General features: G+C 69.0%; 21 protein-coding genes. 8 read left to right on the top strand and 13 right to left on the bottom strand.

The window, feature by feature from the left end; translation table 11 throughout:
- Positions 1-129: 129 nt before the first annotated feature.
- Entirely contained in the window at positions 130-645 is a 516-nt protein-coding gene (locus ACGFSB_RS14960) for a flavin reductase family protein (protein WP_393398562.1), read from the top strand.
- Here the strand turns inward: ACGFSB_RS14960 and ACGFSB_RS14955 are convergent.
- Positions 615-1,262, bottom strand: coding sequence for a helix-turn-helix transcriptional regulator (locus ACGFSB_RS14955; protein ID WP_393399040.1), 648 nt, complete (start codon positions 1,260-1,262; stop codon positions 615-617). The two genes, ACGFSB_RS14960 and ACGFSB_RS14955, sit on opposite strands and share 31 nt — an antisense overlap.
- A gap of 117 nt (positions 1,263-1,379) precedes the next feature.
- Here ACGFSB_RS14955 and ACGFSB_RS14950 point away from each other — a divergent pair, with 117 nt between their 5' ends.
- The 3 genes from ACGFSB_RS14950 to ACGFSB_RS14940 are packed head-to-tail and all read left to right on the top strand — an operon-like array spanning position 1,380 to position 4,250.
- The gene (locus ACGFSB_RS14950; RefSeq protein WP_393398560.1) at positions 1,380-2,510 is read left to right on the top strand and encodes an LLM class flavin-dependent oxidoreductase; all 1,131 of its coding nucleotides are present in this window, start codon (positions 1,380-1,382) and stop codon (positions 2,508-2,510) included.
- A 1-nt stretch (position 2,511) separates the two neighbouring features.
- Complete coding sequence (locus ACGFSB_RS14945; RefSeq protein ID WP_393398558.1) at positions 2,512-3,252, top strand: SDR family NAD(P)-dependent oxidoreductase; 741 nt, start codon at positions 2,512-2,514, stop codon at positions 3,250-3,252.
- Positions 3,249-4,250 (top strand): alpha/beta hydrolase, encoded by a 1,002-nt coding sequence (locus ACGFSB_RS14940; RefSeq protein WP_393398556.1) that lies wholly within the window; start codon positions 3,249-3,251, stop codon positions 4,248-4,250. Before ACGFSB_RS14945 ends, ACGFSB_RS14940 begins: the two co-directional genes overlap by 4 nt.
- A gap of 58 nt (positions 4,251-4,308) precedes the next feature.
- Here ACGFSB_RS14940 and ACGFSB_RS14935 read toward each other — a convergent pair whose 3' ends face one another.
- Both ACGFSB_RS14935 and ACGFSB_RS14930 read right to left on the bottom strand, forming a co-directional pair.
- The gene (locus ACGFSB_RS14935) at positions 4,309-5,409 is read right to left on the bottom strand and encodes a hypothetical protein (protein ID WP_393398554.1); all 1,101 of its coding nucleotides are present in this window, start codon (positions 5,407-5,409) and stop codon (positions 4,309-4,311) included.
- A gap of 21 nt (positions 5,410-5,430) precedes the next feature.
- Entirely contained in the window at positions 5,431-5,649 is a 219-nt protein-coding gene (locus tag ACGFSB_RS14930) for a hypothetical protein (protein WP_393398552.1), read from the bottom strand.
- 123 nt (positions 5,650-5,772) lie between these two features.
- On the opposite strand from ACGFSB_RS14930, the gene ACGFSB_RS14925 reads away from it, so the two are divergent.
- On the top strand, positions 5,773-6,672 hold the full coding sequence (locus ACGFSB_RS14925) for a chitosanase (RefSeq protein WP_393398550.1): 900 nt from the start codon (positions 5,773-5,775) through the stop codon (positions 6,670-6,672).
- 27 nt (positions 6,673-6,699) lie between these two features.
- On the opposite strand, the gene ACGFSB_RS14920 is transcribed toward ACGFSB_RS14925, so the two are convergent.
- The 4 genes from ACGFSB_RS14920 to ACGFSB_RS14905 form a co-directional block, all read right to left on the bottom strand.
- Entirely contained in the window at positions 6,700-7,533 is an 834-nt protein-coding gene (locus ACGFSB_RS14920) for a carbohydrate ABC transporter permease (RefSeq protein WP_393398548.1), read from the bottom strand.
- Positions 7,530-8,528 (bottom strand): carbohydrate ABC transporter permease, encoded by a 999-nt coding sequence (locus tag ACGFSB_RS14915; RefSeq protein ID WP_393398546.1) that lies wholly within the window; start codon positions 8,526-8,528, stop codon positions 7,530-7,532. The genes ACGFSB_RS14920 and ACGFSB_RS14915 overlap by 4 nt, the downstream gene beginning before the upstream one ends.
- Before the next feature lie 21 nt (positions 8,529-8,549).
- Positions 8,550-9,851 (bottom strand): sugar ABC transporter substrate-binding protein, encoded by a 1,302-nt coding sequence (locus ACGFSB_RS14910; RefSeq protein WP_393398544.1) that lies wholly within the window; start codon positions 9,849-9,851, stop codon positions 8,550-8,552.
- Positions 9,852-10,041: 190 nt separating this feature from the next.
- On the bottom strand, positions 10,042-10,689 hold the full coding sequence (locus ACGFSB_RS14905; RefSeq protein ID WP_393398542.1) for a class I SAM-dependent methyltransferase: 648 nt from the start codon (positions 10,687-10,689) through the stop codon (positions 10,042-10,044).
- 131 nt (positions 10,690-10,820) lie between these two features.
- Here ACGFSB_RS14905 and ACGFSB_RS14900 point away from each other — a divergent pair, with 131 nt between their 5' ends.
- On the top strand, positions 10,821-11,840 hold the full coding sequence (locus ACGFSB_RS14900) for a DUF1259 domain-containing protein (RefSeq protein ID WP_393398540.1): 1,020 nt from the start codon (positions 10,821-10,823) through the stop codon (positions 11,838-11,840).
- Here the strand turns inward: ACGFSB_RS14900 and ACGFSB_RS14895 are convergent.
- The 3 genes from ACGFSB_RS14895 to ACGFSB_RS14885 form a co-directional block, all read right to left on the bottom strand.
- Positions 11,818-13,032 carry a cytochrome P450 gene (locus ACGFSB_RS14895; protein WP_393398538.1) on the bottom strand — a complete coding sequence of 405 codons (1,215 nt, stop codon included), beginning with the start codon at positions 13,030-13,032 and terminating at the stop codon, positions 11,818-11,820. The two genes, ACGFSB_RS14900 and ACGFSB_RS14895, sit on opposite strands and share 23 nt — an antisense overlap.
- Before the next feature lie 139 nt (positions 13,033-13,171).
- A complete protein-coding gene (locus ACGFSB_RS14890; RefSeq protein ID WP_393398536.1) occupies positions 13,172-13,381 on the bottom strand; it encodes an acyl-CoA carboxylase subunit epsilon in 210 nt (69 codons plus the stop codon).
- Between the two features lie 14 nt (positions 13,382-13,395).
- On the bottom strand, positions 13,396-14,700 hold the full coding sequence (locus tag ACGFSB_RS14885; RefSeq protein WP_393398534.1) for a carboxyl transferase domain-containing protein: 1,305 nt from the start codon (positions 14,698-14,700) through the stop codon (positions 13,396-13,398).
- A 239-nt stretch (positions 14,701-14,939) separates the two neighbouring features.
- Between ACGFSB_RS14885 and ACGFSB_RS14880 the strand changes: the two genes are divergently transcribed.
- Positions 14,940-16,010, top strand: coding sequence for a type III polyketide synthase (locus ACGFSB_RS14880; RefSeq protein ID WP_393398532.1), 1,071 nt, complete (start codon positions 14,940-14,942; stop codon positions 16,008-16,010).
- Positions 16,007-16,546, top strand: coding sequence for a cupin domain-containing protein (locus tag ACGFSB_RS14875; protein ID WP_393398530.1), 540 nt, complete (start codon positions 16,007-16,009; stop codon positions 16,544-16,546). Before ACGFSB_RS14880 ends, ACGFSB_RS14875 begins: the two co-directional genes overlap by 4 nt.
- 101 nt (positions 16,547-16,647) lie before the next feature.
- On the opposite strand, the gene ACGFSB_RS14870 is transcribed toward ACGFSB_RS14875, so the two are convergent.
- The 3 genes from ACGFSB_RS14870 to ACGFSB_RS14860 form a co-directional block, all read right to left on the bottom strand.
- Complete coding sequence (locus ACGFSB_RS14870; RefSeq protein ID WP_393398528.1) at positions 16,648-18,108, bottom strand: glutamate synthase subunit beta; 1,461 nt, start codon at positions 18,106-18,108, stop codon at positions 16,648-16,650.
- Positions 18,101-22,672, bottom strand: a complete 4,572-nt coding sequence (gltB, locus tag ACGFSB_RS14865) for a glutamate synthase large subunit (protein ID WP_393398526.1) — start codon at positions 22,670-22,672, stop codon at positions 18,101-18,103. The genes ACGFSB_RS14870 and gltB overlap by 8 nt, the downstream gene beginning before the upstream one ends.
- A 319-nt stretch (positions 22,673-22,991) precedes the next feature.
- Positions 22,992-23,723, bottom strand: coding sequence for a VIT1/CCC1 transporter family protein (locus ACGFSB_RS14860; RefSeq protein WP_393398524.1), 732 nt, complete (start codon positions 23,721-23,723; stop codon positions 22,992-22,994).
- Positions 23,724-23,900: the final 177 nt, after the last annotated feature.

The raw sequence follows: 23,900 nt of genomic DNA, 5'->3' as shown, positions 1-23,900 counted from the left end.
GATGGGGCGGCACTGGCTGTGGGCTGGTCACGAACCCTCCCTGCTTGACGTGCGAGCGTGGCCGGTATCCAATCACAGGTGTTTCTGTTAGGCATATACCTAGTAGGAACAACATGCATCGGAGGCATGATGACGACCCTCAGTCCCCTCACGAACCCCGTGGACGACACGGCCATGAAGTCGGCCCTGAGCAGCTTCTGCACGGGAGTCGCCGTGATCACGGCCGTCGCCGATGACGGACGCCCGGCCGGAATGGCCGTCCAGTCCTTCTCCTCGGTGTCGCTCGACCCGCCGCTGATCTGCTTCTGCCCGGCGCACACCTCGTCGACCTGGCCGAGGATCCGCGCGGCGGGCCGCTTCGCGGTCAACATCCTCAGCGCGGGACAGGAGCCGCTCAGCCGCCAGTTCGCGGTGACGGGCGGCGACAAGTTCGAGGGGGTCCGCTGGACGCCGGGCGCGCACGGCGCGCCCCTGCTGGACGGGGCGCTCGCCACGATCGAGTGCGACCTCGACGACGTACTCGACGGCGGCGATCACGCGATCGCGCTCGGCAGGGTCACCGCCCTCGCCGCACACCGCACGGCCACCGACCCGCTCGTCTACTTCCGCCGCACCTACGGACGCGTGCCGCGCGCACCGCGCTGACGGCCGCTCCCCGGCTGCTCACGCCGCTCGAGCTCCTCGATGTCGGCCAGCATGTCGTCGGCCAGATCGCGCTCGGACCGGTAGTAACGCTCGGCCCACTTGAGGGTGAGCGTGGGATACGCCCATGCCGCCTCACCCTTGGCACCCTCGATGTCGACCTCGGCGCGCACCCGCATCGTTTCGGCGAACTCCCGGTGCCCTGCGAGGACTTCGCGCATCTGCTCCGGTTCGAGGAGGTGCCCGAGCCAGAGCCGCAGCATCGGGCCGTGCTTGAGGACGGGCGGGTCGACGGGGGCCTCGCGCGCCCACGTACGAACGGCGTCCATCCCCTCGTCGGTGATCCGGTAGACCCGCTTGTCGCGGGAGCCCGTCTCCTGCGCGATCATCCGTGAGGTCGCGAATCCGGCCTTCTCGAGACGCTTCAGCTCGCTGTAGATCTGGCTGAAGGACGGGCTCCAGTAGAAGAAGCGCAGCGACCAGTCCGACCACTTCTTGAGGTCGTAACCGGACAACTCCTCGCCGAACGAGAGCAGTCCGAGCACCGCCCAGCTGGTCGCGGGCAGCGCGGGAAGCCCGCTGCCGTCACCCGCAGCCGCCTTCTTCTCCGGCTTCTCCACCTTCTCCGTCTTCTCCACCACGCCCGCAGTCTACGGGCCCCTTCACATCACCCACGTATGCCTGCTAGAAGTATTCCTATTAGAAATAGTCAAGTCACTGACGAGAGGTGACACTCCATGAAGTTCTCCATGATCTTCGAGGCCCAGCTGGCCGACCCCACCCCCGAACGCGAGCGCCAGGTCCTTCGCGACTGCGTCGAACAGGCCGTCTACGCCGAGGAGATGGGCTTCGACCGCCTCTGGGCGGTGGAGCACCACTCCCTCACCCAGTACGCGCACATGAGCGCGTCCGAGATCTTCCTGACGTGGGTCGCCGCGCGTACGTCCAAGATCCGCATCGGGCACGGCGTCGTGACGATGCCGTTCGGCTACCAGCACCCGGTGCGTGTCGCCGAGCGCGCCGCGATGCTCGACGTCCTCTCGGACGGCCGCGTGGACATCGGCGCGGGGCGCGGCGCGACGAAGCAGGAGATGTCGATGTACGGCGTCCGCCCCGAGGACACGTACCCGCAGATGGAAGAGGCCCTGCGGATCTTCTCCTCGGCCTGGCGCGAGGAGAAGTTCGAGTGGCACGGCTCGATCGACATCGGCCCGGGAGCGATCCTGCCGCGCCCGGTCCAGGACCCGCATCCGCCCCTCTTCATGGCCTGCTCCAAGCACGACACCCTCAAGCTCGCCGCCGAACTCGGCATCGGCGCCCTGGTGATGGGCTTCGCGGGCGCGGACGACGTACGCGAGATGCGCAAGGTGTACGACGAGGCCATCGCGACCCGCACCGGTGACCGCTTCGTGTCGACGGAGGTGAACAACCACCTCTCGGCCCTCTGCCCGACGATCGTCCTGGACGACGCGGACCTGGCCCTGCGGCTCGGCACTCGTGGACAGCGCTTCTTCGCCGAGTCGATCGCGCACTGGTACGGCAACGGCCCGGCCCCGACGTCGTACGCCGAGTCCGATGACGCGGCGGCCCATGTGGCGGCCCTGGCCAAAGACCGCGAGGAGCTGGTCGCCAAGCTGCACGAGGCGAACATCCCGGCCCGCCCGGTGGACACCGGCACGTACAACGCCGAACACGCCTACGGCACGGCCGAGACCGCGATCGCCTACGTCGAACAGCTCCGCGCGATCGGTGTGGACGAGGTGATGTGTCTGATCCAGATGGGCACGGTGCCGCAGGAGGCGTGCATGGAGACCATCCGCCAGTGGGGCGAGAAGGTCATCCCGCACTTCAGGGCGCAGGAGGCCTGAGATGAACTCGAATCGGCTGGACGGCAAGACGGTACTGATCAGCGGCGCGGGGCGCGGCCAGGGCGCGGCGGAGGCGCGGCTCTTCGCCGAGGCGGGGGCGCGGGTCGTGGTGACGGACGTACGGGAGGAGGAGGGCCGGGAGGTCGCCGATTCCCTGGGCGGGCAAGGGGTGTTCGTACGCCATGACGTCACGGACGCGGAGAGCTGGGCGTCGGCCGTGGAGGGGGCGCTCAAGGCCTTCGGCCGCCTGGACGCGCTCGTCAACAACGCCGCGCTGTGGCGCACGGCGTCGGTGGAGGACGAGACGTACGAGAACTTCGAGACGCTGATCCGGGTCAACCTCCTGGGCCCCTTCCTGGGGATCCAGGCAGTGCTTCCCGCGCTGAAGGAGGCGGGCGGCGGCTCCATCGTGAACGTCTCGTCGACCGCGGGCCTCGTCGGGATACCGGGGCACGCGGCCTACGGGTCGACGAAGTTCGGCCTCCGGGGGCTCACTCGGTCCTCCGCCCTCGACCTGGCGAAGTACGGGATCCGGGTCAACTCCGTGCATCCGGGGGCGATCGACACCCCGATGATCTCCCGCGTCTCCGGGGCTCCCGGCAAGGACTGGTCGCATCTGCCGCTGGGCCGGATCGGCCGGCCTGAGGAGGTCGGGGAGCTGGTCCTGTTCCTCGCGTCGGACGCGTCGTCGTACATCACGGGGACGGAGTTCACGGTGGACGGGGGGTCGACGACGGGATGAGCGCCGCTCCCGAGCCGCAGGCCGCGCCACCGAACGCGCCGCCGGACGCGCTGACTCCCCTCGCCCGCAAGGTGTGCGACGCGATGTCCGCGGGCTTCCCCGATGCCGGTCCGGCGGCGGGACCGCTGGAGGCGGCGGCGCTGCGGGCCGCGTCGCGGGCGGGCGTGGGGGTGGGCGCACGGCGCCCTGAGGTCCACTCGGTCACCGAGCGGCTGACTCCGCTGCCGGTACGGATCTACGATCCGGGTCCGGGTCCGGGTCCGGGCCCCGATCCCGATCCGGGCCCGTCGGACCGGCCGCTGATCGTCTTCTTCCACGGCGGTGGCTGGGTGCTGTGCGACCTGGACACCCATGACGGACTCTGCCGCGAACTGGCGGCACGCACCGGCGCGGTGGTCGTCTCCGCCGACTACCGGCGGGCGCCGGAGCACCCCTTTCCGGCCGCCGATGACGATGCGTACGCCGTGACGGAGTGGGCCGCTGACCACGCGCGCGAACTCGGCTGCGATCCCGCGCGTCTGGTCGTGGCGGGCGACTCCAGCGGGGGCAACCTGGCGGCGGCCACGGCACTGCGCGCACGTGACACGGGTGGTGGCCCGCCGATCGCCGCGCAACTCCTCATGTACCCCGTCCTCGATCACCGCCTGGAGGGTGAGTCGGCGTCGTCGTACGCGACGGGCCACTTCCACACCACCGCTCACATGCGGTGGTACTGGAACCAGTACCTGGGCCCGGACGGCGACCCCGTAGCGGCCTCCCCCGGCCTCGCACCCGATCTCTCCGGGCTGCCTCCCGCGCTGCTGATCCTGGCCGACTGCGATCCGCTGCGCGACGAGGGCCTCGCCTACGCCCGCCGTCTCGCACAGGTCGGCGTACCGGCCGAAGTGCGGCTGTTTCCAGGGGTGTTCCACGGGTTCCTGGGGGCGGTCGGCGTGCTTCCCGAGGCGACGGCCGCGCTGGAGTCGATGGCGGGGTGGCTCGAAGGGCGGACCAACTGAACGTCACCACACTGAACGTCACCACAGGGAAGGGCCACCCCGCCCGCCACCCCGCCCGCTACCCCGCCTGCTCCTGAAACGCCGGCAGCTCGAAGATCCGCGTCTTCGCGTCGTCGTCCATCAACTCGACCAGCGGCATCACCAGCTCCCACAGGTCCCGCTTGTCCACCTCCATGGCGAGCGCGTCCAGGTCAGGCGCGGGCAGCGCCCCGGCGGCGTCGGCGACGACCTTGCGGGACTCCCCCGGCAGCAACTCCACCAACGGCAGGAACTCCGCCCACAACCCCGTAACCACCACCGCCCGCACCACCCCGCCGAGCACGCCCGCGTCCCGCAGGGAAGGAAGCACCGCGACCGCCCGCCGCTCCTCGTCCCCAAGGAGCGCGACCAGCGGCAGCAGTGACTCCCACAGGTCCTGCTCCGCCACCGTCGCGACCAGGGAGTCCAGCTGCTCCGGCGGGCGCGCGGCGGCGAGCGAGGCGATACGCCCCCGCTGCTCCCCCGTCACCATCCCGGCCACGGCCAGCGCCTGGGGCCACAGCTCTCCCTCCGACGCGGACGCGATGACCGACGCGAGCCGCTCCGCGCCCATCAACTCGATGATCTGGCCGAGCCGTTCGGGCAGATCGATCGCGAAGCCCGCCTTCAGTACGGCCGCGTCGTCCACCTGCGGCAGGATCCGCCGCAGCGCCGAGTCCGGCAGATAGCCGACGAACCGGCCCATCGTCAGATAGTCGCCCCGCTCGGCAAGGGCCACCGCGATCCGCACCACGAGGCCCTCGTCGAGCCGGTCGACGATGCCCTTGATCCGGCGCGGGTCGAGATGCCCGCACGACTCCGCCGTGAAGGACACCGGCAGCTTCTCGATGATGTCGGCGGCCCGCGTCGGTTCGAGGCGCCCCGCGACCCCGGCGGCGAGCCGCGGGCCGAGTGCTTTCTGCGAGATCGCGGCGGCGACCCCGGCAGGCACGAGCTTCGTCGCGGACGCGATCCGGTCCAGCATGTCGGGCGTACGGTCGAAGAGCGCCGCGACGCAGCTCTCGCGGAAGCGGCGTACGTCCTCGACGGGAAGCGTCCGCAGGAAGGTGAGCCCGTCCGGCTCCACATCCAGCAGACGCGCGATCTTCAGGGTCTCCGCCCTGCTCCGCAGCTCATCCATGACCCGTCCCCTTCCCATGCCCTACCGGAACAGAATTCGGCGTACGGGGCCCCTGGCCAGCGCGGGCACCAGCTTCAGCGCCTCCTCGGCGGCCTCGTTCAGGCCCGAAGCCCGGCTCTCGCGCTCCCGCTTCAGCGCGTCGGCAAGGAACGCGAGCTGCTCGGGCGTCAACTGCCCGAAGGATTCCGCTGGTTCGTCCCGCAGCTCCTTGCTCAGCTGCTCCCGCGCTTCGGTGCTCATCCGGCCTCCCCTGGCTGGGTACGGTTCCCGAGACTGGAACGAAATTGACTATTAGTCAATAGGGTCGGGTCCGGTTCCAAGCGGAAGGCGCGCTACCGCCGCACCGCACGTAATCTTGGCCGAATGAAACGTGCAGGCCTCCTTCTTCTCGCCGTCGCCCCGGTCGCCACGGTCGCCGTCTACCTCCTTGGTGGCGACTCGGACAGCGGTGACTCCGGGGCCGGCCAGCAGGCGCCGAGCACTCAGCGGCCCTACGACAAGGACAAGTCGAAGTCCGAGATCGAGGCCGACGACGAGCTCATCGCGGACCTGCCCCCGGGCCTCGCGGCGCCCGCCAAGAAGGACTTGGCCCAGCAGCTGATCGCCAGCGCGGAGAACTCCACGCTGAACTGGCGCGGGCAGTACGGCTACGTGGAAGACATAGACGACGGGCACGGCTACACCGCCGGGATCATAGGCTTCTGCACCGGCACGCACGATCTGCTCACCCTCGTCGAGCGGTACACGAAGGCCCACCCGGACAACGGCCTCGCCCGCTATCTGCCCGCCCTCCGCAAGGTCGACGGCAGCGATTCGCACGAAGGGCTCGACCCCGGCTTCACCAAGGCCTGGAAGGCGGAGGCGAATGAGCCCGCCTTCCGCAAAGCGCAGAACAGCGAGCGCGACCGCATATATTTCGACCCCGCGGTGCGCCTCGCCAAGCTGGACGGGCTCGGCACGCTCGGGCAGTTCGTCTACTACGACGCGATGGTCCTGCACGGCCCCGGCACCGGACCGCGCGGCTTCTACGGTCTGCGTGAGGCGACCCTGAAGGAGGCGGACACTCCCGCGCAGGGCGGCAAGGAGAAGGCGTACCTCGACATCTTCCTGGACATCCGCCGCACGGCGATGAAGTCCGAGAAGTCGCACCGCGACACGACGCGCGTGGACACGGCACAGCGACAGTTCCTGTACGACGGCAATCTGAGCCTGAAGACACCGCTGCGGTGGAAGGTGTACGGGGAGACGTTCAAGGTTCCGTAGGCCCGTACACCTTCCGGCGGGCCTCCCTCAGCCCTTCACCGCTCCTGCCGCCAGGCCCGAGCCCAGCTTCCGGTGCACGATCACGAAGAAGATCATCACCGGCACGGTGATCAGCGTGGAGCTGGCCATCACCGGACCCCAGGCCGTGGAGTTCTCACCGAAGAACTGGTAAATGCCCACGGCTGCCGTGTACTTGTCGCTGCCCTTCATGAAGGTGTACGCGAAGACGAATTCGTTCCAGGCCGTGATGAAGGCGAAGATCGAGGTCGCGACGAGTCCGGGCGCCACGAGTGGAAGCAGCACCGACCGGAACATCCGGAACCAGGACGCCCCGTCGATGTACGCCGCCTCCTCGACCTCCTTCGGCACCGTCTGGACGAATCCGCGCAGGGTCCAGATCGCGAAGGGCAGCGAGAGCGCGATGTAGACGATCGTCAGGCCGATCAGCGAGTTGAGCATCTCGTAGTCCCGCATCTGGATGAAGAGCGGGATGACGAGCGCCTCGAGCGGCACCATCTGCACGATCAGGACCATGATCAGTACGGAGGTGCGGAACCGGAACTTGAAGCGGGCCACCGCGATGGCGGCGAAGAGCGAGAGCACCCCGGCCGCCAGGATCGTGCCGAAGCCGACGAGCGCCGAGTTCAGCAGATACGTACCGAAGTTGCCCTTCTCGAACACATAGGTGAAGTGCTCGAAGCTGATGCCGCTCGGCAGCACGTCCGAACCGCGTGTGACGGCCTTCGGGTCGAGCGCCGTGGAGATCATCCAGTACACGGGGAAGAGCGCGAAGAGCAGCAGCGCGGCGACCGCGACGGGCAGCCCGACGCGCCCCGCGCGAGTGGTGTGGCGGGCGCTCACAGGTCCTCCTCCCCCTGCCGGAACAGCGTGCGGATGTAGACGATCGTGATGGCGAGGAGCAGCAGGGTCAGCAGGACCGCGGCTGCCGCGCCCGTGCCGTAGTCGTTCTTGGCGAAGGCCTGGATGTACGAGAAGACGCCCAGGTTGTAGACCTCTTCATTGGCGCCGTCGCCGCCCGGCATCAGATAGATCTGGGTGAAGACCTTGAAGTCCCAGATGGTGGAGAGGATGGTCACCACGAGGAAGACCGGCTTGATCGTCGGCACCGTGATCTTCCAGAACCGCTGCCATGCGTTGGCGCCGTCCAGCTCCCCCGCTTCGTAGAGCTCCTTGGGGATCGTCATCAGGCCCGCGAGGACGGTGATGGCGACGAACGGGAAGCCGTGGTGGACGACGTTCAGGGTCGCGATCGCGTAGAACGGCCCGCGTTCCGTGAACCAGTTGGTGGTCTCCGGGTCGATGAGCCCCATCGAGCCCGCGAGCTGGCTGACCATGCCGTCCTGCGGCTGGAAGAGCCAGATCCAGACGTACGTCCCGGTGACGGCGGGCATGGCCCAGGCGCCGAGGATCGCGATGGAGCAGATGAGCCGCCATGCCGGGCCGAGGCGGTTGAGCAGCAGCGCGACGAGCGTGCCGATGGCGACGGTGAGGCCGACGCAGGCGATCGCGAAGAACGCCGTGTTGGGCAGGACCGTCTTCCACAGGAGCTCACTGCCGAGCAGATCGGTGTAGTGGTCGAAGCCGGTGAACGTGCCCACTCCGCCGCCGAACTTGACGACGTAGTCCTGCATCGAGAGCTTGCCGACCTGGATCAGCGGCCAGAGCAGCAGGCCCGCGAGGACGACGAGGGACGGCGCAAGGAGCAGCCACGGCCGGGCGACGTTGACGAGCCTCTTCTTACGAAGGGCGGCTTCGTGTTCCGGTCGGGGGGTGGAGCGGCGGGCCGAGGTGTCTTCCTTGGCCTGGGGCCCGCCGTCGACAAGCGTGTCTTTCACGGTGCTGACTCGCCCTCGCCCCTACTTGTCCTTGGCGAAGATCGCGTCCATGTCCTTGGCGGCCTTGTCCGCCGCTTCCTGGACGGACGCCTTGCCGGTCAGGATGGACTGCACCATGCCGGGGATGACCTTCGAGGCCTGGATCTCGCCGTACGCCTTGGTCTTGGGGACGGTCGCGCCGGCCTCCAGCATCTGCTTGGCGAACGGCTCGACCAGCGGGTCCTTCTTCGCCTCGATCTTCTTCAGCTCGGAGTTCTGACCGGGGAAGTAGTTGGTCTGCTCGGCCCACTTGGCCGCGAAGTCACCCGTGGTCAGCATCTTCACGAACTCCCAGGCGAGGTCCTTCTTGTCCGTGTCGAACGTGGACAGGTAGGAGCCGCCGAGGAAGGACTTGCTCATGCCGCCGGTCTGGCCGGGGATCGGCACGGCCGCGAGCTTGCCCTTCAGGTCCGGGTTCTCGTCGACGATGGCCTTGGGCGTCCAGTTGCCGCCGACGGCCATGGAGATCTGGCCCTTGTTCCAGGCGTCGCCGACCTCCTTCTCCGTCCAGGTGTTCACCTTGGCCGGGGAGACCTTGTCCTTGGTGGCGAGCCCTGTATAGAACTCGATGCCCTTCACGGACTCGGGGGAGTTGATGCCGGACTTCCACTTGCCGCCCTGCTCGGTGGCGAGTTCGCCTCCGGCGCCCCAGATGAAGGGGGTGGCGAACATTTCGGCGCCGCCCGCTACCGGGAAGGGGATCATCCCGGGCTCCTTGTCCTTCAGCGTCTTGGCCGCGGACTGAAGCTCCTTCCAGGTGGTCGGGGCCTTCAGGTTGTGCTTCTCGAAGATGTCCTTGCGGTAGACGATGCTGCGTACGCCCGCGTACCAGGGCATTCCGTACTGCTTGCCGTCGAGGGTGCCCGCGTCCTTGAGTCCCTCGACGAGGTCGTTGCCCAGACCCGACTTCTTGACGTCGTCGGTCACGTCGACGAGCGCGCCGGTCTCGGCGAACTGCGGCACCCAGGTCGTACCGACCTCGGCCACGTCCGGGACCTGGTCCTCGCCGCCTTCGATCGCGGTGGTGAACTTCTTCTGTGCGGTGGCCCACTGCTGGTACTCGACGTGGATCTTGGCGCCGGTCTTCTTCTGGAACGCCTTCTCGGCTTCCTTGAAGAAGGGTCTGGCGTCGGGGTTGGTCCCCTCCATGATCCATACGGTCAGGGTCTTGCCCTTGCCGTCCGTCGCCTTGTCGCCGCTGTCGCTCCCGTCATCGCTGCCGCATCCCGTCGCGGTCAGTCCGAGCGTCATGGCGATACCTGCCGCGATGACCCGTCGCTTCATACCGGCCCCCTCATGGGTTCGTGCTGGTTCCTGCGCCGATCCGTTGTGGAGTGATTGTGGCCACATGGACTACGGGCGGTCTAGACCCATCTGGGCCCGCTGCCGAACCGTAATGAGCATTGCGTGCGGCGCAATGCACAACGCGCGTTGCGCGGCTCGCAACGGTGCGTAGCCCTTGGCTGGGCCTCGCTCAGGCCTTACGGGCCAGCAGTTGAATCTCCTGGAACTGCCGTCGGTCGGTCGGCTGAGGCTGGCGGACCATCCGGGCCACCTCGGCAAGACCCGACTCACGCAGCATCGCGGCGAGGTGATCGGGCCACCAGCGATAGGCCGGCGCGACCGCGTGATCCCAGACCTGCGTCGGTCTTGACGGATCGTCGCTCGCCGAAAAGCCGATCAGCAAGTGGCCGCAGGGCTCCAGCACGCGGTGGAACTCCGCAAGGACGACCGGGAGTTCCTGCGGCGGCGTGTGGATGACGGACCAGCGGGAGAGTACGCCGCCCAGCGCGCCGTCAGCGATGTCCAACGCGGCCAGCGAGCCCACGTCGAACCGCAGGCCCGGACAGTCCTGCCGGGCCATCTCGACCATCGCGGGAGAGGCATCGACGCCGAACGCCGCGAGGCCCAACTGGCCCAGATGGGCGGTGACATGGCCGGGCCCGCATCCCACGTCCGCGACCTGGCCGCCCCCGCCCGCACGGACCGCCTCGGCGAAGACGCCCAGGATCGCGCGGTCCAGGGGACTGTCACGCAGCGAGTCGCGGAACAGCTCCGCGTAGGTGGAGGCAAGGGCGTCGTAGGACTCGCGGGTGGCACCGAGAGCATCGTGTTCGGCCATGCTCGCGACAATAGTTGCCCGCCACGAACGCGACGGCGCCCGCCCAAGTCCGTTCGCCCACGAAGGCGGTATCCCTCGCCACGCGTCACGTCGCCGCTGGTACGGATCGCTGCGCATGTTGGGATGGCGACATGAACGGACAAAGAGGGAATCCCGCGCCCGCATCGGCGGCCATGCCGCGGCGTCACCTGCTGGCCTCGGCCGTGGCGGCACCGGCGGTGCTCGGCGCAGGGGCAGCGGTCGCTCTTCCGGGCGGCGAGGCCGCAGCGCGGTCAGGCAGGCACGCGGTGAAGCCGAGGCCGAGTGGGCTCGCCGACTGGAAGGAGGTCGCGCGGGCTCTGGGCCGAGCCGGGGACATCAAGGGTGGCGTGTACTACCACACCGCCTTTCCCCGCGATGACCTGCGCGTGGTCTCGCACGGCATCACCGTCACCGCGGGGCTCGCCCTCGGATCCCATGTGGCCTTCGTACGCTACGAAGACGGCAGCAGCTTGCTCATGGGCGATCTCGTGATCGCCGAGCATGAGTTGCAGGACGTGAGCGATGCCCTGCACGAGCACGGCCTCACCCAGACCTCGATCCACAAGCACCTGCTCGCCCAGGACCCCGACGTCTGGTGGATGCACGTCCACGGGCACGGCCACGACCCGGTGCGCCTCGCCCGCGGCCTGCGCGCCGCGCTGAAGCGCACCGGCACCCCGCCCGCCGCTCCGGCCGTGCGGGCGCGCCTCGACCTGGACACCGCGGGCATCGACAAGGCGCTGCGGGTCAAGGGTTTTTCGGAGGACGGCGTCTACAAGGTTCTTTTCGCGCGCCGCGAGACCATCGTCGACGGTCATCAGGTCCTGCCCCGGGGGCTCGGCTCCACCACCGCGTTCAACCTGCTTCCGCTGGGCAGGGGACGCGCCGCACTGCACGGCGACTTCGCCATGGTCGCGGGGGAGGTCGACGACGTACTGTCCGCCCTGCGACGCGGCGGCATGAACCTCGTCTCGCTCCACAACCACCTCCTGGAGGACGAGCCGCGCCTGTTCTTCACCCACATCTGGGCGGTCGACGACGCCGTCTCCATCGCTCGTGCCCTGCGGCCCGCCCTGGACGCGACCAATGTCAGGGCTGTTCCCGTGCCTACCAAGCCACCGGCAGGGTGACGGGGAAGCGGCGGATCGTCTGGCTGTCCCACCGCACCTCTGCCGGGGGGACGGCCAGACGGAGGTGCGGGAAGCGGACGAGGAGTGCGCGGAGGGCGCTGTGGAGCTGGGCTGTGGCCAGCGGGGCGGCGGGGCAGTGGTGCCCTCCCCAGCCGAACGTCATGTGGGCGTGGGGCGCACGGCCGAAGTCGAGTGTGTCGGGTGCGGGAAAGACGTACGGGTCGCGGTTGGCCGTCAGGTAGGAGACGTGTACGTACTCGCCCTGGCGGATGGTGGTGCCTGCGATCTCCACGTCCTCCAGGGCGATACGCGGAATGCCGACGCCCTTGCGGAACGGGATGTGGCGCAGCAGCTCGTCCACCGCCTGCGGGAGTCTCTCGGGGTCGCGGGCGAGCGTGGCCAGATGCTCGGGGTGGGTGAGCAGCGTGTAGCTGATGTTGCTGATCTGACAGGTCGCGGTGTCGTTGCCGCTGAGGATGAGCGTCACGGCGAGTACGGCCAGTTCGGCGTCGGTCAGCGGCTGTTCGCCGTCGGCCATGGACGCGGTGGCCATCAGGCTGAGGAGGTCGTCGCCCGGCGCGCGCCTGCGGTCGGTGATCAGGTCGGCGAAGTAGGAGCGCAGTTGGGCCTTGGCGTTGGCTGCGGTCTCCTTGGTGTCGGGCGCGGTGGTGAGCATCTGCGTGGTGTAGTCGCGCAGTCGGTCACGGTCGGCCTCGGGGACGCCGAGGATCTCGGAGATGGCGAGGTGGGGCAGCGGTGTCGACAGGTGCTGTACGAGGTCGGCGGGCCGGCCGTGGCCGACCATCTCGTCGAGCAGCTCGTTGGTGACGCGGTCGATGGCCGGCCTCATGCGCTCCACGCGTGGCCGTGTGAACGATTGCGCGACCACGCGGCGGATGCGGCTGCTGTGCGGCGGGTCCATGACGTTGATGGACTCGGGCGAGACGATGGGCTCGGGTGTGAGCCGCGGGTAGTCGCTCCCGATGATCGCGGACCGGCTGAACCGGGGGTCGGTCGTGACCTGCCGTACTCCGTTGTAGCTGGTCACGAGCCATGCCTCCGCCTGCCCGTAGGGGAGGCGGATCCGGGTGACGGGGCCCTGGGAGCTGAGGCCGGCGAGGACCGGGTCGAACTCCAGGCCTTCGTTGAAGTCGAAGGGGCAGGTCGTGGCGGCGAAGTCGGGAGCGGGCATCGGGCACTCCAGGGCGTTTCGGGTACTCCAGGATGTAGTGGGAACGGGACCGAGCGTAGGACGCCCATGTGGTGCCTGCATCCGCAGGACGCGGGTGCGTTCGGCCGTCCGGCCCACGTCGTCCGGGCGGCTGCTCCGGCTACGGCCTGCGCCAGGATCCCGGTGCGCCGTATCCGGGCCGCCGTGAGCGGTGCCAGTCCGCCCGTCGGGTGGTGGGCCTGCTGACCACCGTGCGCACCGCGGCACGGGTCAGGGAGTTCAGCACGGCGGTGAGCGCCGCCAGTTCGTCGGCGTCGGGAGCGCCGCGCACGATGCGCAGTGTCACCGGCGGTCCGTCCGCGTCTCCCACCCCGCCCTTCACCCTCACAGCGGCGGGATTCCGTGTTTGCGAAACGGCGGCTCGGCCTGTTTGGTCTGGAGCATGGCGAGAGCGCGGATCAGCGCTCGTCGTGAGTCGGCGGGATCGATGACCTCGTCCACGAGGCCCTGCTCGGCGGCGGACAGCGCGCGAGCGCCGCTCGCCCAGGCCAGGGTCAGATCCGCGCCTGAGGCACCCGTGGCGAGCAGCGCATGACCGACGGGTCCCCGGAGTACGACGGAGATTCTGGGGACCGTCGCGCTGCCGTAGGCGTAGGTGAGCCGGGCCTGTTCGCCGCTCCCCTGTGCGCCCTGTGTACTCCCGTACGACGGCAGGTGTCCCGCCGTGTCCGTCAAGGTGACGAGCGGGACGCTGAAGGCATCGCACAGCGTCACGAACCGTGCGGCCCGGCCCGGTGCCCACGCACCGACAGGTCCGGCCGGGCGCTCGGACTGATGGGCCAGGATTCCGACGACACGGCCGCCGATTCGGACCAGGGCGCACATGACGCTGCCTGCCCACCCCTGATGAACCTCGAAGGCCGTGCCGTCGTCCGCGATGTCGCCGATGACACGACGCATGTCGTGGGTGTCGTCGGTGTCCGCCGGTGCGGCGTCGGCCAGAGCCCGGCAGCGTCGGTCCAGCGGGTCGAACGTGATCTCGTCCGGGGGTTGTTCGCAGTTGTTGGACGGCAGGAGGGACAGCAGCCTGCGTACGTCGGTGAGAAGGGACGCCTTGGTCTCGTGGACGATGGCACCCTCGTGGCGTGGGCCGTCGGCGAGGGTGAAGACGAAGTCGGCGAGCGCGTACTGCGGCGGCGCGTGCGCGCCGAGTACGACGCCGATCTGCGGGATGACCCCTGATGTGCGCGCATGTCTGCGCAGCAGGCGGCCGAACTCCACCAGTTCACCGGCGGCGGAGGGCGCGGCATCGACCGGGACCCGCGGACGGTCGGCACCGCAGAGGACGACCAGAGGGGCACCCGTGCGGTGCGCGAGGTCCATCAGCCTGCTGATCTTCGCGACCTGGCCGGCGCCGAGACCGTGCGCGGCCCAGGACGCGTCGTGACCGTACGCGAAGACCCGCCGTCCCTCGACGGTGCCCGAACCTGTGATGACCGCACGCTCCCCGTGCGTGGAGCGCGAACCTCCGCGCCGTGGGCCCATGGCGACGAAGGTGCCCTCGTCGAAGACCTCGCCGACCAGGGCCGACGTGGTCCCCGGCCCGGCCGGGGTCTGCGTCCATGCGGGTTGCCGCACCTCCTGGACCCTGTCGGAGGACCCCATACCGGCATCGACCAGCTCCGGCATGGCGGGGCCTCCTCACGGGAACGTCGGCGGGCAGATCTCGATCCTCCGCCGCGGTGCGTGCGTCTGCATCCGTACGGCACGCACGTGCGCCCAGTGCGGTGAACCGCGCGGACGGCGGGAGGCTTCGCCCGTGGCCGCATCACCGCACTGGCGCACCACAAGTGGATCAGGAACCGGTCAGGCATGACCGTGGAGGCACACATCACACCGGCGCGCGGCCCTACCGAAGGATGCGACCCATGGCGACTCTGTGCAGGCCCGCGGTCTCTGTGCCGGAGCACATCATCACCATCGACGACACACTGGCCCTCGCCCGGTCGCTGCACGCCGACCACCCCGACCTGCCGCTCGCACTGCGGCTCATCGAGAACACGGGCGTGCGGAAACGGCACATCCTTCAGCCCATCGAGGAAACCCTGCGCCATCCCGGCTTCGAGGCGCGCAACACTCTCTACCAGGTGGAGGCCAAGAGGCGCGTACCACCCGTGATCCAGCGCGCGCTCGACGACGCGGAGCTCCGCCAGCGCGACATCGATCTGATCCTCTATGTCTCCTGCACCGGTTTCATGATGCCGTCGCTGACCGCCTGGCTGATCAACACGATGGGATTCTCCAGTGACACCCGGCAGCTGCCGATCGCCCAGCTCGGCTGTGCGGCGGGCGGAGCGGCGATCAACCGCGCCCACGACTTCTGTACGGCCTACCCGGAGGCCAACGTGCTCATCGTGTCCTGCGAGTTCTGCTCCCTGTGCTACCAGCCCACGGACCTGGATGTCGGATCCCTGCTCGCGAACGGTCTCTTCGGCGATGCCGTCGCGGCCGCGGTCGTACGGGGCAGCGGAGGCACCGGCATGTCCTTGGAACACAACGGGTCCCATCTCATTGCGAACACAGAGGACTGGATCGCCTACGCGGTGCGCGACACCGGGTTCCACTTCCTGCTGGACAAGCGCGTGCCCACCACCATGGAACCGCTGGCTCCGGTCCTCAAGGCGCTGGCGCACCAGCACGGTTGGGACGCGGCAGACCTGGACTTCTACATCATTCACGCCGGAGGGCCGCGGATCCTCGACGATCTGAGCAAGTTCCTTCAGGTCCCGCCGGATGCGTTCCGCTTCAGCCGGGCCACGCTGACCGAGTGCGGCAACATCGCGAGCGCGGTCGTCCTGGACGCCCTGCGCCGGATGTTCGACGAAGGCGGCGCACACGAGACCGCACGCGGACTGCTCGCCGGTTTCGGTCCGGGCATCACCGCCGAGATGGCTCTCGGCCGATGGTCGACCCAGGGGCCGAGGGGCGGGCGCGGATGACTCACCTCGCGCCGCCCGAGGGACACCTCGTGCCCTCCGGCAGTGGCCGCACCTTGCGCACCGCGGCCCAGCAGGTGACGTTCAAAGTCACGGGAGAGCACTCCCGTGCGGCCTCCAGCTTCGAGGTCGTCGTACCACCCGGCTTCGACGTGGGAGCGCATGTCCACACCCGCAGCGAGGAGCTCTTCTACATCCTGGAAGGCGAGCTGGACGTCCTTGCCTTCGAGCCACTCGTACGCACCCTGGACAGCTGGCGCGAGTGGGAGTCCCACTCGGGGAAGCGCGTGGTCCGGGCCACACCGGGCACGGTCATCCTCGTACCCGCCGGGTGCCCGCACGCCTTCGCGAACCCGACCGGGACGGAGGCGAAGATGTTCTTCCAGTCTTCTCCACCGCCCGATCACGAGCGCTACTTCGAGGAGCTCCTCGAGCTCCTCGCGTCCGGCGGCCCTCCCGATCACGCCGCGATCGAGGCGCTGCGCGCACGCTACGACATCGAACAGCTGACGCCACTGCGGCACATGCGGCGTACATAGAGTCGAACGCCACGACGCCCGCCCAAGTCCGGTCGGGGACAAGGCGGGCGTCGCTCAGTTCCGTACGCCGTTGTACGGGACGTATTGGGGGGGGGCGGGCGCTAGACCATCAAGGAACGGTCCGTCGGGCGGATCGGCGACGGCAGGTCGCTCGCACCGGTCAGGAAACGGTCCACGCCCCGCGCGGCCGAGCGCCCTTCGGCGATCGCCCAGACGATGAGCGACTGGCCGCGGCCCGCGTCACCGGCCACGAAGACGCCCGGCACGTTCGTGTGGAACTCGTCGTCGCGGGCGACATTGCCGCGCGCGTCGAGGTCCAGGGCGAACTGGTCGACCAGGCCGTTCTCGCGGTCCGTGCCCGTGAAGCCCATCGCGAGGGTGACCAGCTGGGCGGGGATCTTGCGCTCCGTGCCCGGCTTCGGGGTCAGCTTGCCGTCGATGAACTCGACCTCGGTGAGGTGCAGGAACTGGACGTTGCCGTCCTCGTCGCCCTCGAAGTGGGTGGTCGAGACGGCGTAGACCCGCTCGCCGCCCTCCTCGTGCGCGGACGTGACCTTGTACAGCATGGGGAAGGTCGGCCAGGGCTGGTTCGCGTTCCGGTCATCGCCCGGACGCGGCATGATCTCCAGCTGCGTGACCGAAGCCGCGCCCTGGCGATGGGCCGTGCCCACGCAGTCCGCGCCGGTGTCGCCGCCGCCGATGACCACGACGTGCTTGCCCTCGGCGGAGACGGGCGTGGTGACGTAGTCGCCCTCCTGGACCTTGTTGGCCAGGGGCAGGTACTCCATTGCCTGGTAGACGCCCTTGAGTTCACGGCCGGGGACCGGGAGGTCGCGTGACGTCGTGGCGCCCGCTGCGATGACCACCGCGTCGTACCGCTTGCGCAGCTTCTTCGCGTCGATGTCGCGGCCGATCTCCACGCCCGTACGGAACTTGGTGCCCTCCGCGCGCATCTGCTCGATGCGGCGGTTGATGTGGCGCTTCTCCATCTTGAACTCGGGGATGCCGTAGCGGAGCAGGCCGCCGATGCGGTCGGCGCGCTCGTAGACAGCGACCGTGTGGCCCGCCCGGGTCAGCTGCTGGGCCGCGGCAAGACCCGCCGGGCCCGAGCCGATGACGGCGACCGTCTTGCCGGAGAGGCGGTCGGGTGCCTGCGGCAGCACGTCGCCGGTGTCCCACGCCTTGTCGATGATCGAGACTTCGACGTTCTTGATGGTGACGGCGGGCTGGTTTATGCCGAGGACGCACGCCGACTCGCAGGGAGCCGGGCACAGGCGGCCGGTGAACTCCGGGAAGTTGTTCGTGGCGTGCAGCCGCTCGGAGGCGGCCGACCAGTCCTCGCGGTACGCGAAGTCGTTCCACTCCGGGATCAGGTTCCCCAGCGGACAGCCCTGGTGGCAGAACGGGATACCGCAGTCCATGCAGCGCGACGCCTGCTTGGAGATGATCGGGAGGAGGGACCCGGGAACGTAGACCTCGTTCCAGTCCTGGACGCGCTCGCCGACCGGGCGGGTCTGCGCGACCTCGCGGCCATGGTTCAGAAAGCCCTTGGGATCAGCCATTGGTCGCCGCCTCCATCATCTTCTCGGTGATCTCGGTCTCGGAGAGACCGGCTCGCTCGGCGGCGTCCTTGGCGGCGAGCACTGCCTTGTACGTGCTGGGGATGATCTTGCTGAAGCGCTCCACCGAGGCGGGCCACTCGGCGAGGAGCTTCTCGGCGACCGTCGAGCCCGTCTCCTCCGCGTGGCGGCGCACGACATCGTGCAGCCACGTCTTGTCGGAGTCGTCCAGGGCCTCTACGGCGCCCACGTTGCCGGGGTTGACGTTGTCCCGGTCGAGGTCGATGACGTACGCGATGCCGCCCGACATACCGGCCGCGAAGTTACGGCCCGTCTCGCCGAGGACCACCGCGTGGCCACCGGTCATGTACTCGCAGCCGTGGTCGCCCACGCCCTCGGACACGACCGTCGCCCCGGAGTTGCGGACGCAGAACCGCTCGCCGGTGCGGCCACGGAGGAACAGCTCGCCACCCGTGGCGCCGTACCCGATGGTGTTGCCCGCGATCGTCGAGTACTCGGCGAGGTGGTCGGCGCCGCGGTCCGGGCGGACGATGACGCGGCCACCCGAAAGGCCCTTGCCCACGTAGTCGTTGGCGTCGCCCTCCAGGCGCAGGGTCACACCGCGCGGCACGAACGCGCCGAACGACTGGCCCGCCGAGCCCGTGAAGGTGATGTCGATGGTGTCGTCGGGCAGGCCCGCGCCACCGAACTTCTTCGTCACCTCGTGGCCGAGCATGGTGCCGACCGTGCGGTTGATGTTGCGGATCGCGACCTGTGCGCGCACCGGCTGGGCGTCACTCGCGCCGGAGGCGGAGAGCGCGTCGGCGGCGAGCTTGATCAGCTCGTTGTCGAGCGCCTTCTCCAGGCCGTGGTCCTGGACCGCGATCTGGTGGCGCACGGCGCCGCCGGGCAGCGACGGCACGTGGAAGAGCGGCTCCAGGTCGAGGCCCTGCGCCTTCCAGTGGTTCACGGCCCGCTCGGTGTCGAGGAGTTCGGCGTGGCCGACGGCCTCCTCGATGGTGCGGAAGCCGAGCTCGGCGAGGATCTCGCGGACCTCTTCGGCGATGAACTCGAAGAAGTTGACGATGTACTCGGCCTTGCCGGAGAAGCGCTCGCGCAGCGCCGGGTTCTGCGTGGCGATGCCGACCGGGCAGGTGTCCAGGTGGCAGACGCGCATCATGACGCAGCCGGAGACGACGAGCGGCGCGGTCGCGAAACCGAACTCCTCGGCGCCGAGCAGCGCGGCGATGACGACGTCACGGCCGGTCTTGAGCTGACCGTCCGTCTGGACCACGATGCGGTCGCGCAGGCCGTTGAGGAGGAGGGTCTGCTGGGTCTCCGCCAGGCCCAACTCCCAGGGGCCGCCCGCGTGCTTGAGCGAGGTGAGCGGCGATGCGCCCGTGCCGCCGTCGTGGCCGGAGATCAGGACGACGTCCGCGTGCGCCTTGGAGACACCCGCGGCGACCGTGCCGACGCCGACCTCGGAGACCAGCTTCACGTGAATCCGCGCCTGCGGGTTCGCGTTCTTCAGGTCGTGGATCAGCTGGGCCAGGTCCTCGATGGAGTAGATGTCGTGGTGCGGCGGCGGGGAGATCAGGCCCACGCCGGGGGTGGAGTGCCGGGTCTTGGCGACCCACGGGTACACCTTGTGGCCGGGCAGCTGGCCGCCCTCGCCGGGCTTCGCGCCCTGCGCCATCTTGATCTGGATGTCGTCCGCGTTGACCAGGTATTCGCTGGTCACACCGAAGCGGCCGGACGCGACCTGCTTGATGGACGAGCGGCGGGCCGGGTCGTACAGGCGCTCCGCGTCCTCGCCGCCCTCACCGGTGTTGGACTTGCCGCCCAGCTGGTTCATGGCGATGGCCATGGTCTCGTGGGCTTCCTGCGAGATCGAGCCGTACGACATGGCGCCGGTCGAGAACCGCCTGACGATGTCGGCTGCCGACTCGACCTGGTCGATGGAGATCGAAGGGCGGTCCGACTTCAGGTTGAACAGGCCGCGCAGCGTCATCAGGCGCTCGGACTGCTCGTTCACGCGGTCCGTGTACTTCTTGAAGATGTCGTAGCGGCGGTTGCGCGTGGAGTGCTGGAGGCGGAAGACCGTCTCCGGGTCGAAGAGGTGCGGTTCGCCCTCGCGGCGCCACTGGTACTCACCGCCTATGTCGAGCGCGCGGTGCGCGGAGGCGACGCCGGAGACCGGGTACGCCTTGGCGTGCCGGGCGGCGACCTCGTCCGCGACGACGTCGATGCCGAGTCCGCCGATCTTGGACGTCGTACCGACGAAGTACTTCGCGACGAAGTCCTCCTTGAGGCCGACGGCCTCGAAGACCTGCGCGCCGCGGTAGGAGGCGACGGTCGAGATGCCCATCTTGGACATGACCTTCAGGACGCCCTTTCCGAGCGCGTAGATCAGGTTCCGGATGGCCTGCTCGGGGTCCATACCCGGCAGGAAGGTGCCCGCGCGGACGAGGTCCTCGACGGACTCCATCGCGAGGTACGGGTTGACGGCCGCGGCGCCGTAGCCGATGAGGAGGGCCACGTGGTGGACCTCGCGGACGTCGCCCGCCTCGACGAGCAGGCCCACCTCGGTGCGCTGCTTCGTACGGATGAGGTGGTGGTGGACGGCCGCGGTGAGAAGCAGCGAGGGGATCGGCGCGTGCTCGGCGTCGGAGTGCCGGTCGGAGAGCACGATCAGGCGGGCGCCGGCCTCTATGGCGGCGTCGGCCTCGGAGCAGATCTCGTCGATCCGGGCGGCGAGGGCGTCGCCGCCGCCGCTGACGCGGTAGAGACCGGACAGGGTCGCGGCCTTCATACCGGGCATGTCGCCGTCGGCGTTGATGTGGATGAGCTTGGCCAGCTCGTCGTTGTCGATCACCGGGAAGGGCAGCGTGACGCTGCGACAGGTCGCGGCGGTCGGCTCGAGGATGTTGCCCTGCGGGCCGAGCGAGGAGTGCAGCGAGGTGACGAGCTCTTCGCGGATGGCGTCCAGCGGCGGGTTCGTGACCTGCGCGAACAGCTGCGTGAAGTAGTCGAAGATCAGCCGGGGGCGCTCGGAGAGCGCCGCGATCGGCGTGTCCGTGCCCATCGAGCCGAGCGGCTCGCCGCCGTTCTGGGCCATCGGCGCGAGGATGATGCGCAGCTCTTCCTCGGTGTAGCCGAAGGTCTGCTGGCGGCGCGTGACGGAGGCGTGCGTGTGCACGATGTGCTCGCGCTCGGGCAGGTCGGAGAGCTCGATCTCGCCGGCCTCCAGCCATTCCTGGTACGGCTTCTCGGCGGCGAGTCCTGCCTTGATCTCGTCGTCCTCGACGATGCGGTGCTCGGCGGTGTCGACGAGGAACATGCGGCCGGGCTGGAGACGGCCCTTGCGGACGACCTTGGCCGGGTCGATGTCCAGGACGCCGACCTCGGAGCCGAGGACGACGAGGCCGTCGTCGGTGACCCAGTAGCGGCCCGGACGCAGGCCGTTGCGGTCGAGAACGGCGCCGACCTGGACGCCGTCGGTGAAGGTGACACAGGCCGGGCCGTCCCAGGGCTCCATCATCGTGGAGTGGTACTGGTAGAAGGCGCGGCGTGCCGGGTCCATCGAGCCGTGGTTCTCCCACGCCTCGGGGATCATCATCAGGACGGAGTGCGGAAGCGAACGTCCGCCGAGGTGGAGAAGTTCGAGCACCTCGTCGAAGGACGCGGAGTCCGACGCGTCCGGCGTACAGATCGGGAAGACCCGCTCCAGCTCCTTGCTGTTGCCGAAGAGGTCGGAGACGAGCTGCGACTCGCGCGCCCGCATCCAGTTCCGGTTGCCCTTGACCGTGTTGATCTCGCCGTTGTGCGCGACGAAGCGGTACGGGTGGGCCAGCGGCCAGCTCGGGAACGTGTTCGTCGAGAAGCGCGAGTGGACGAGCGCGACGGCCGTGGCGAAACGGCGGTCGGACAGGTCGGGGAAGAAGGGCTCGAGCTGGCCGGTGGTCAGCATTCCCTTGTAGACGATGGTCCGGGCGGAGAGCGAGGGGAAGTACGTCCCTGCCTCACGCTCGGCGCGCTTGCGCAGCACGAACGCCTTGCGGTCGAGCTCGAGGCCGGTGCTCTCGCCGTCGGCCACGAAGATCTGCCGGAAGACCGGCATCGTCGAGCGGGCGGTGGCACCGAGCAGCTCGGGGGCGACGGGAACGTCGCGCCAGCCGAGGACCGTCAGGCCTTCCTCGGAAGCGATCGTCTCGATGCGTGAGACGGCGGCGTCGGTGGTCCCGGCCGTGTCGACCGGCAGGAACGCGATACCGACGGCGTAGGAACCGGCCTCGGGGAGCGCGAAGCCGGTGGCCTCGCGCAGGAAGGCGTCCGGCACCTGAAGCAGGATGCCCGCGCCGTCACCGGAGTCGGGCTCGGAGCCGGTGGCACCACGGTGTTCGAGATTGCGCAGTACGGTCAGCGCCTGTTCGACCAGCTCATGGCTGGCTACACCGGTGAGGGTGGCCACGAACCCGACACCACAGGCGTCGTGTTCGTTACGGGGGTCGTACATGCCCTGGGGGGCGGGGCGACCGTCCATGGGCGACCAGGCGTGCGTACGCATTGGCTCTCCCGTCGTCGTCGTGGCATAGGCAAAAAGCGAGGGACGACGTTGGCCCAGGCGAAATTTCGTGCAGGTTACATGATGGAACGCTTCTCGAAAAGCGGATAGCTCATTCCACCATGTGGACACCGCCCATGAGTGTGGGGAGCGGCGAGGAGGGGAACCTACGGGACCTATACGGACAGATCAATGACCTAAGGCCCGAAAGCGGCGCGAGCCTCATTGCCCGCGGCGCTTACGGCTCATGCCCCGTGGTTAAGGACTCGAAACCGCCGAGTAACGGCTACTTATGCAAGGTCCCGCATAGGACTGCAACAACTCATCCTACGGCGGTACCGAACAAGCTGCCCAGGGCGTACGTCACACCCGCCGCCGCCCCGCCGAGCGCCAGCTGCCGCAGCCCGCTGAACCACCAGGACCGCGCGGTCACCTTCGCCACCACAGCACCGCAGCCGAAGAGGCCGATCAGCGCGAGCAGCAGGGCGGGCCAGAAGGTGTCGGCCCCGAGCAGATACGGCAGTACGGGGAGCAGGGCGCCGAGCGCGAAAGCGCCGAAGGAGGAGACCGCGGCGACGGTCGGCGACGGCAGATCGCCGGGATCGATGCCGAGCTCCTCGCGCGCGTGGATCTCCAGGGCCTGCTCGGGATCCTTGGACAGCTGCTTGGCCACCTCGCGGGCGAGCACCGGCTCGACGCCACGGGACACGTACAGCTCGGCGAGCTCGTTCTCCTCGTCCGCCGGGTGCTTGCGCAACTCCCGCCGCTCCACCTCGAGTTCGGCCTGAACGAGCTCGCGCTGCGAGGCGACGGAGGTGTACTCGCCCGCGGCCATGGAGAAGGCTCCCGCGGTCAGGCCGACCAGACCCGTGACGACGATGGTCTGCTGCGACACGGCTCCGCCGGCGACACCGGTCATCAGGGCCAGGTTGGACACCAGACCGTCCATCGCGCCGAAGACCGCGGGACGCAGCCAGCCACCGTTCACATCACGGTGGGTGTGGTTGTCGCGGTGCGCCTCGTGCAGCGCGGCTTCGGTCTCGATGATCGCCATGGTGGGCCCCCTCAGTGCTTGGTCGATCTCGAAAGTACGCGCGAAAAATCGCTCTCGCCAGCAAGGAAGGCCGTACTTACCTGCGCGGACGCGGGTGCGGACATGGACGGGAACGTGGGTTCCTCGAACCGGTGATCGCATATGTCGGAGGGGTGATGTCGGGGTTACGGATGCTCG

The organism is Streptomyces sp. NPDC048441, assembly GCF_043200235.1.
In the GTDB taxonomy this organism is placed as follows: domain Bacteria; phylum Actinomycetota; class Actinomycetes; order Streptomycetales; family Streptomycetaceae; genus Streptomyces.
The sequence above is the reverse complement of the archived record's forward strand: the minus strand, read 5'-3'. Positions and strand labels throughout refer to the sequence as shown.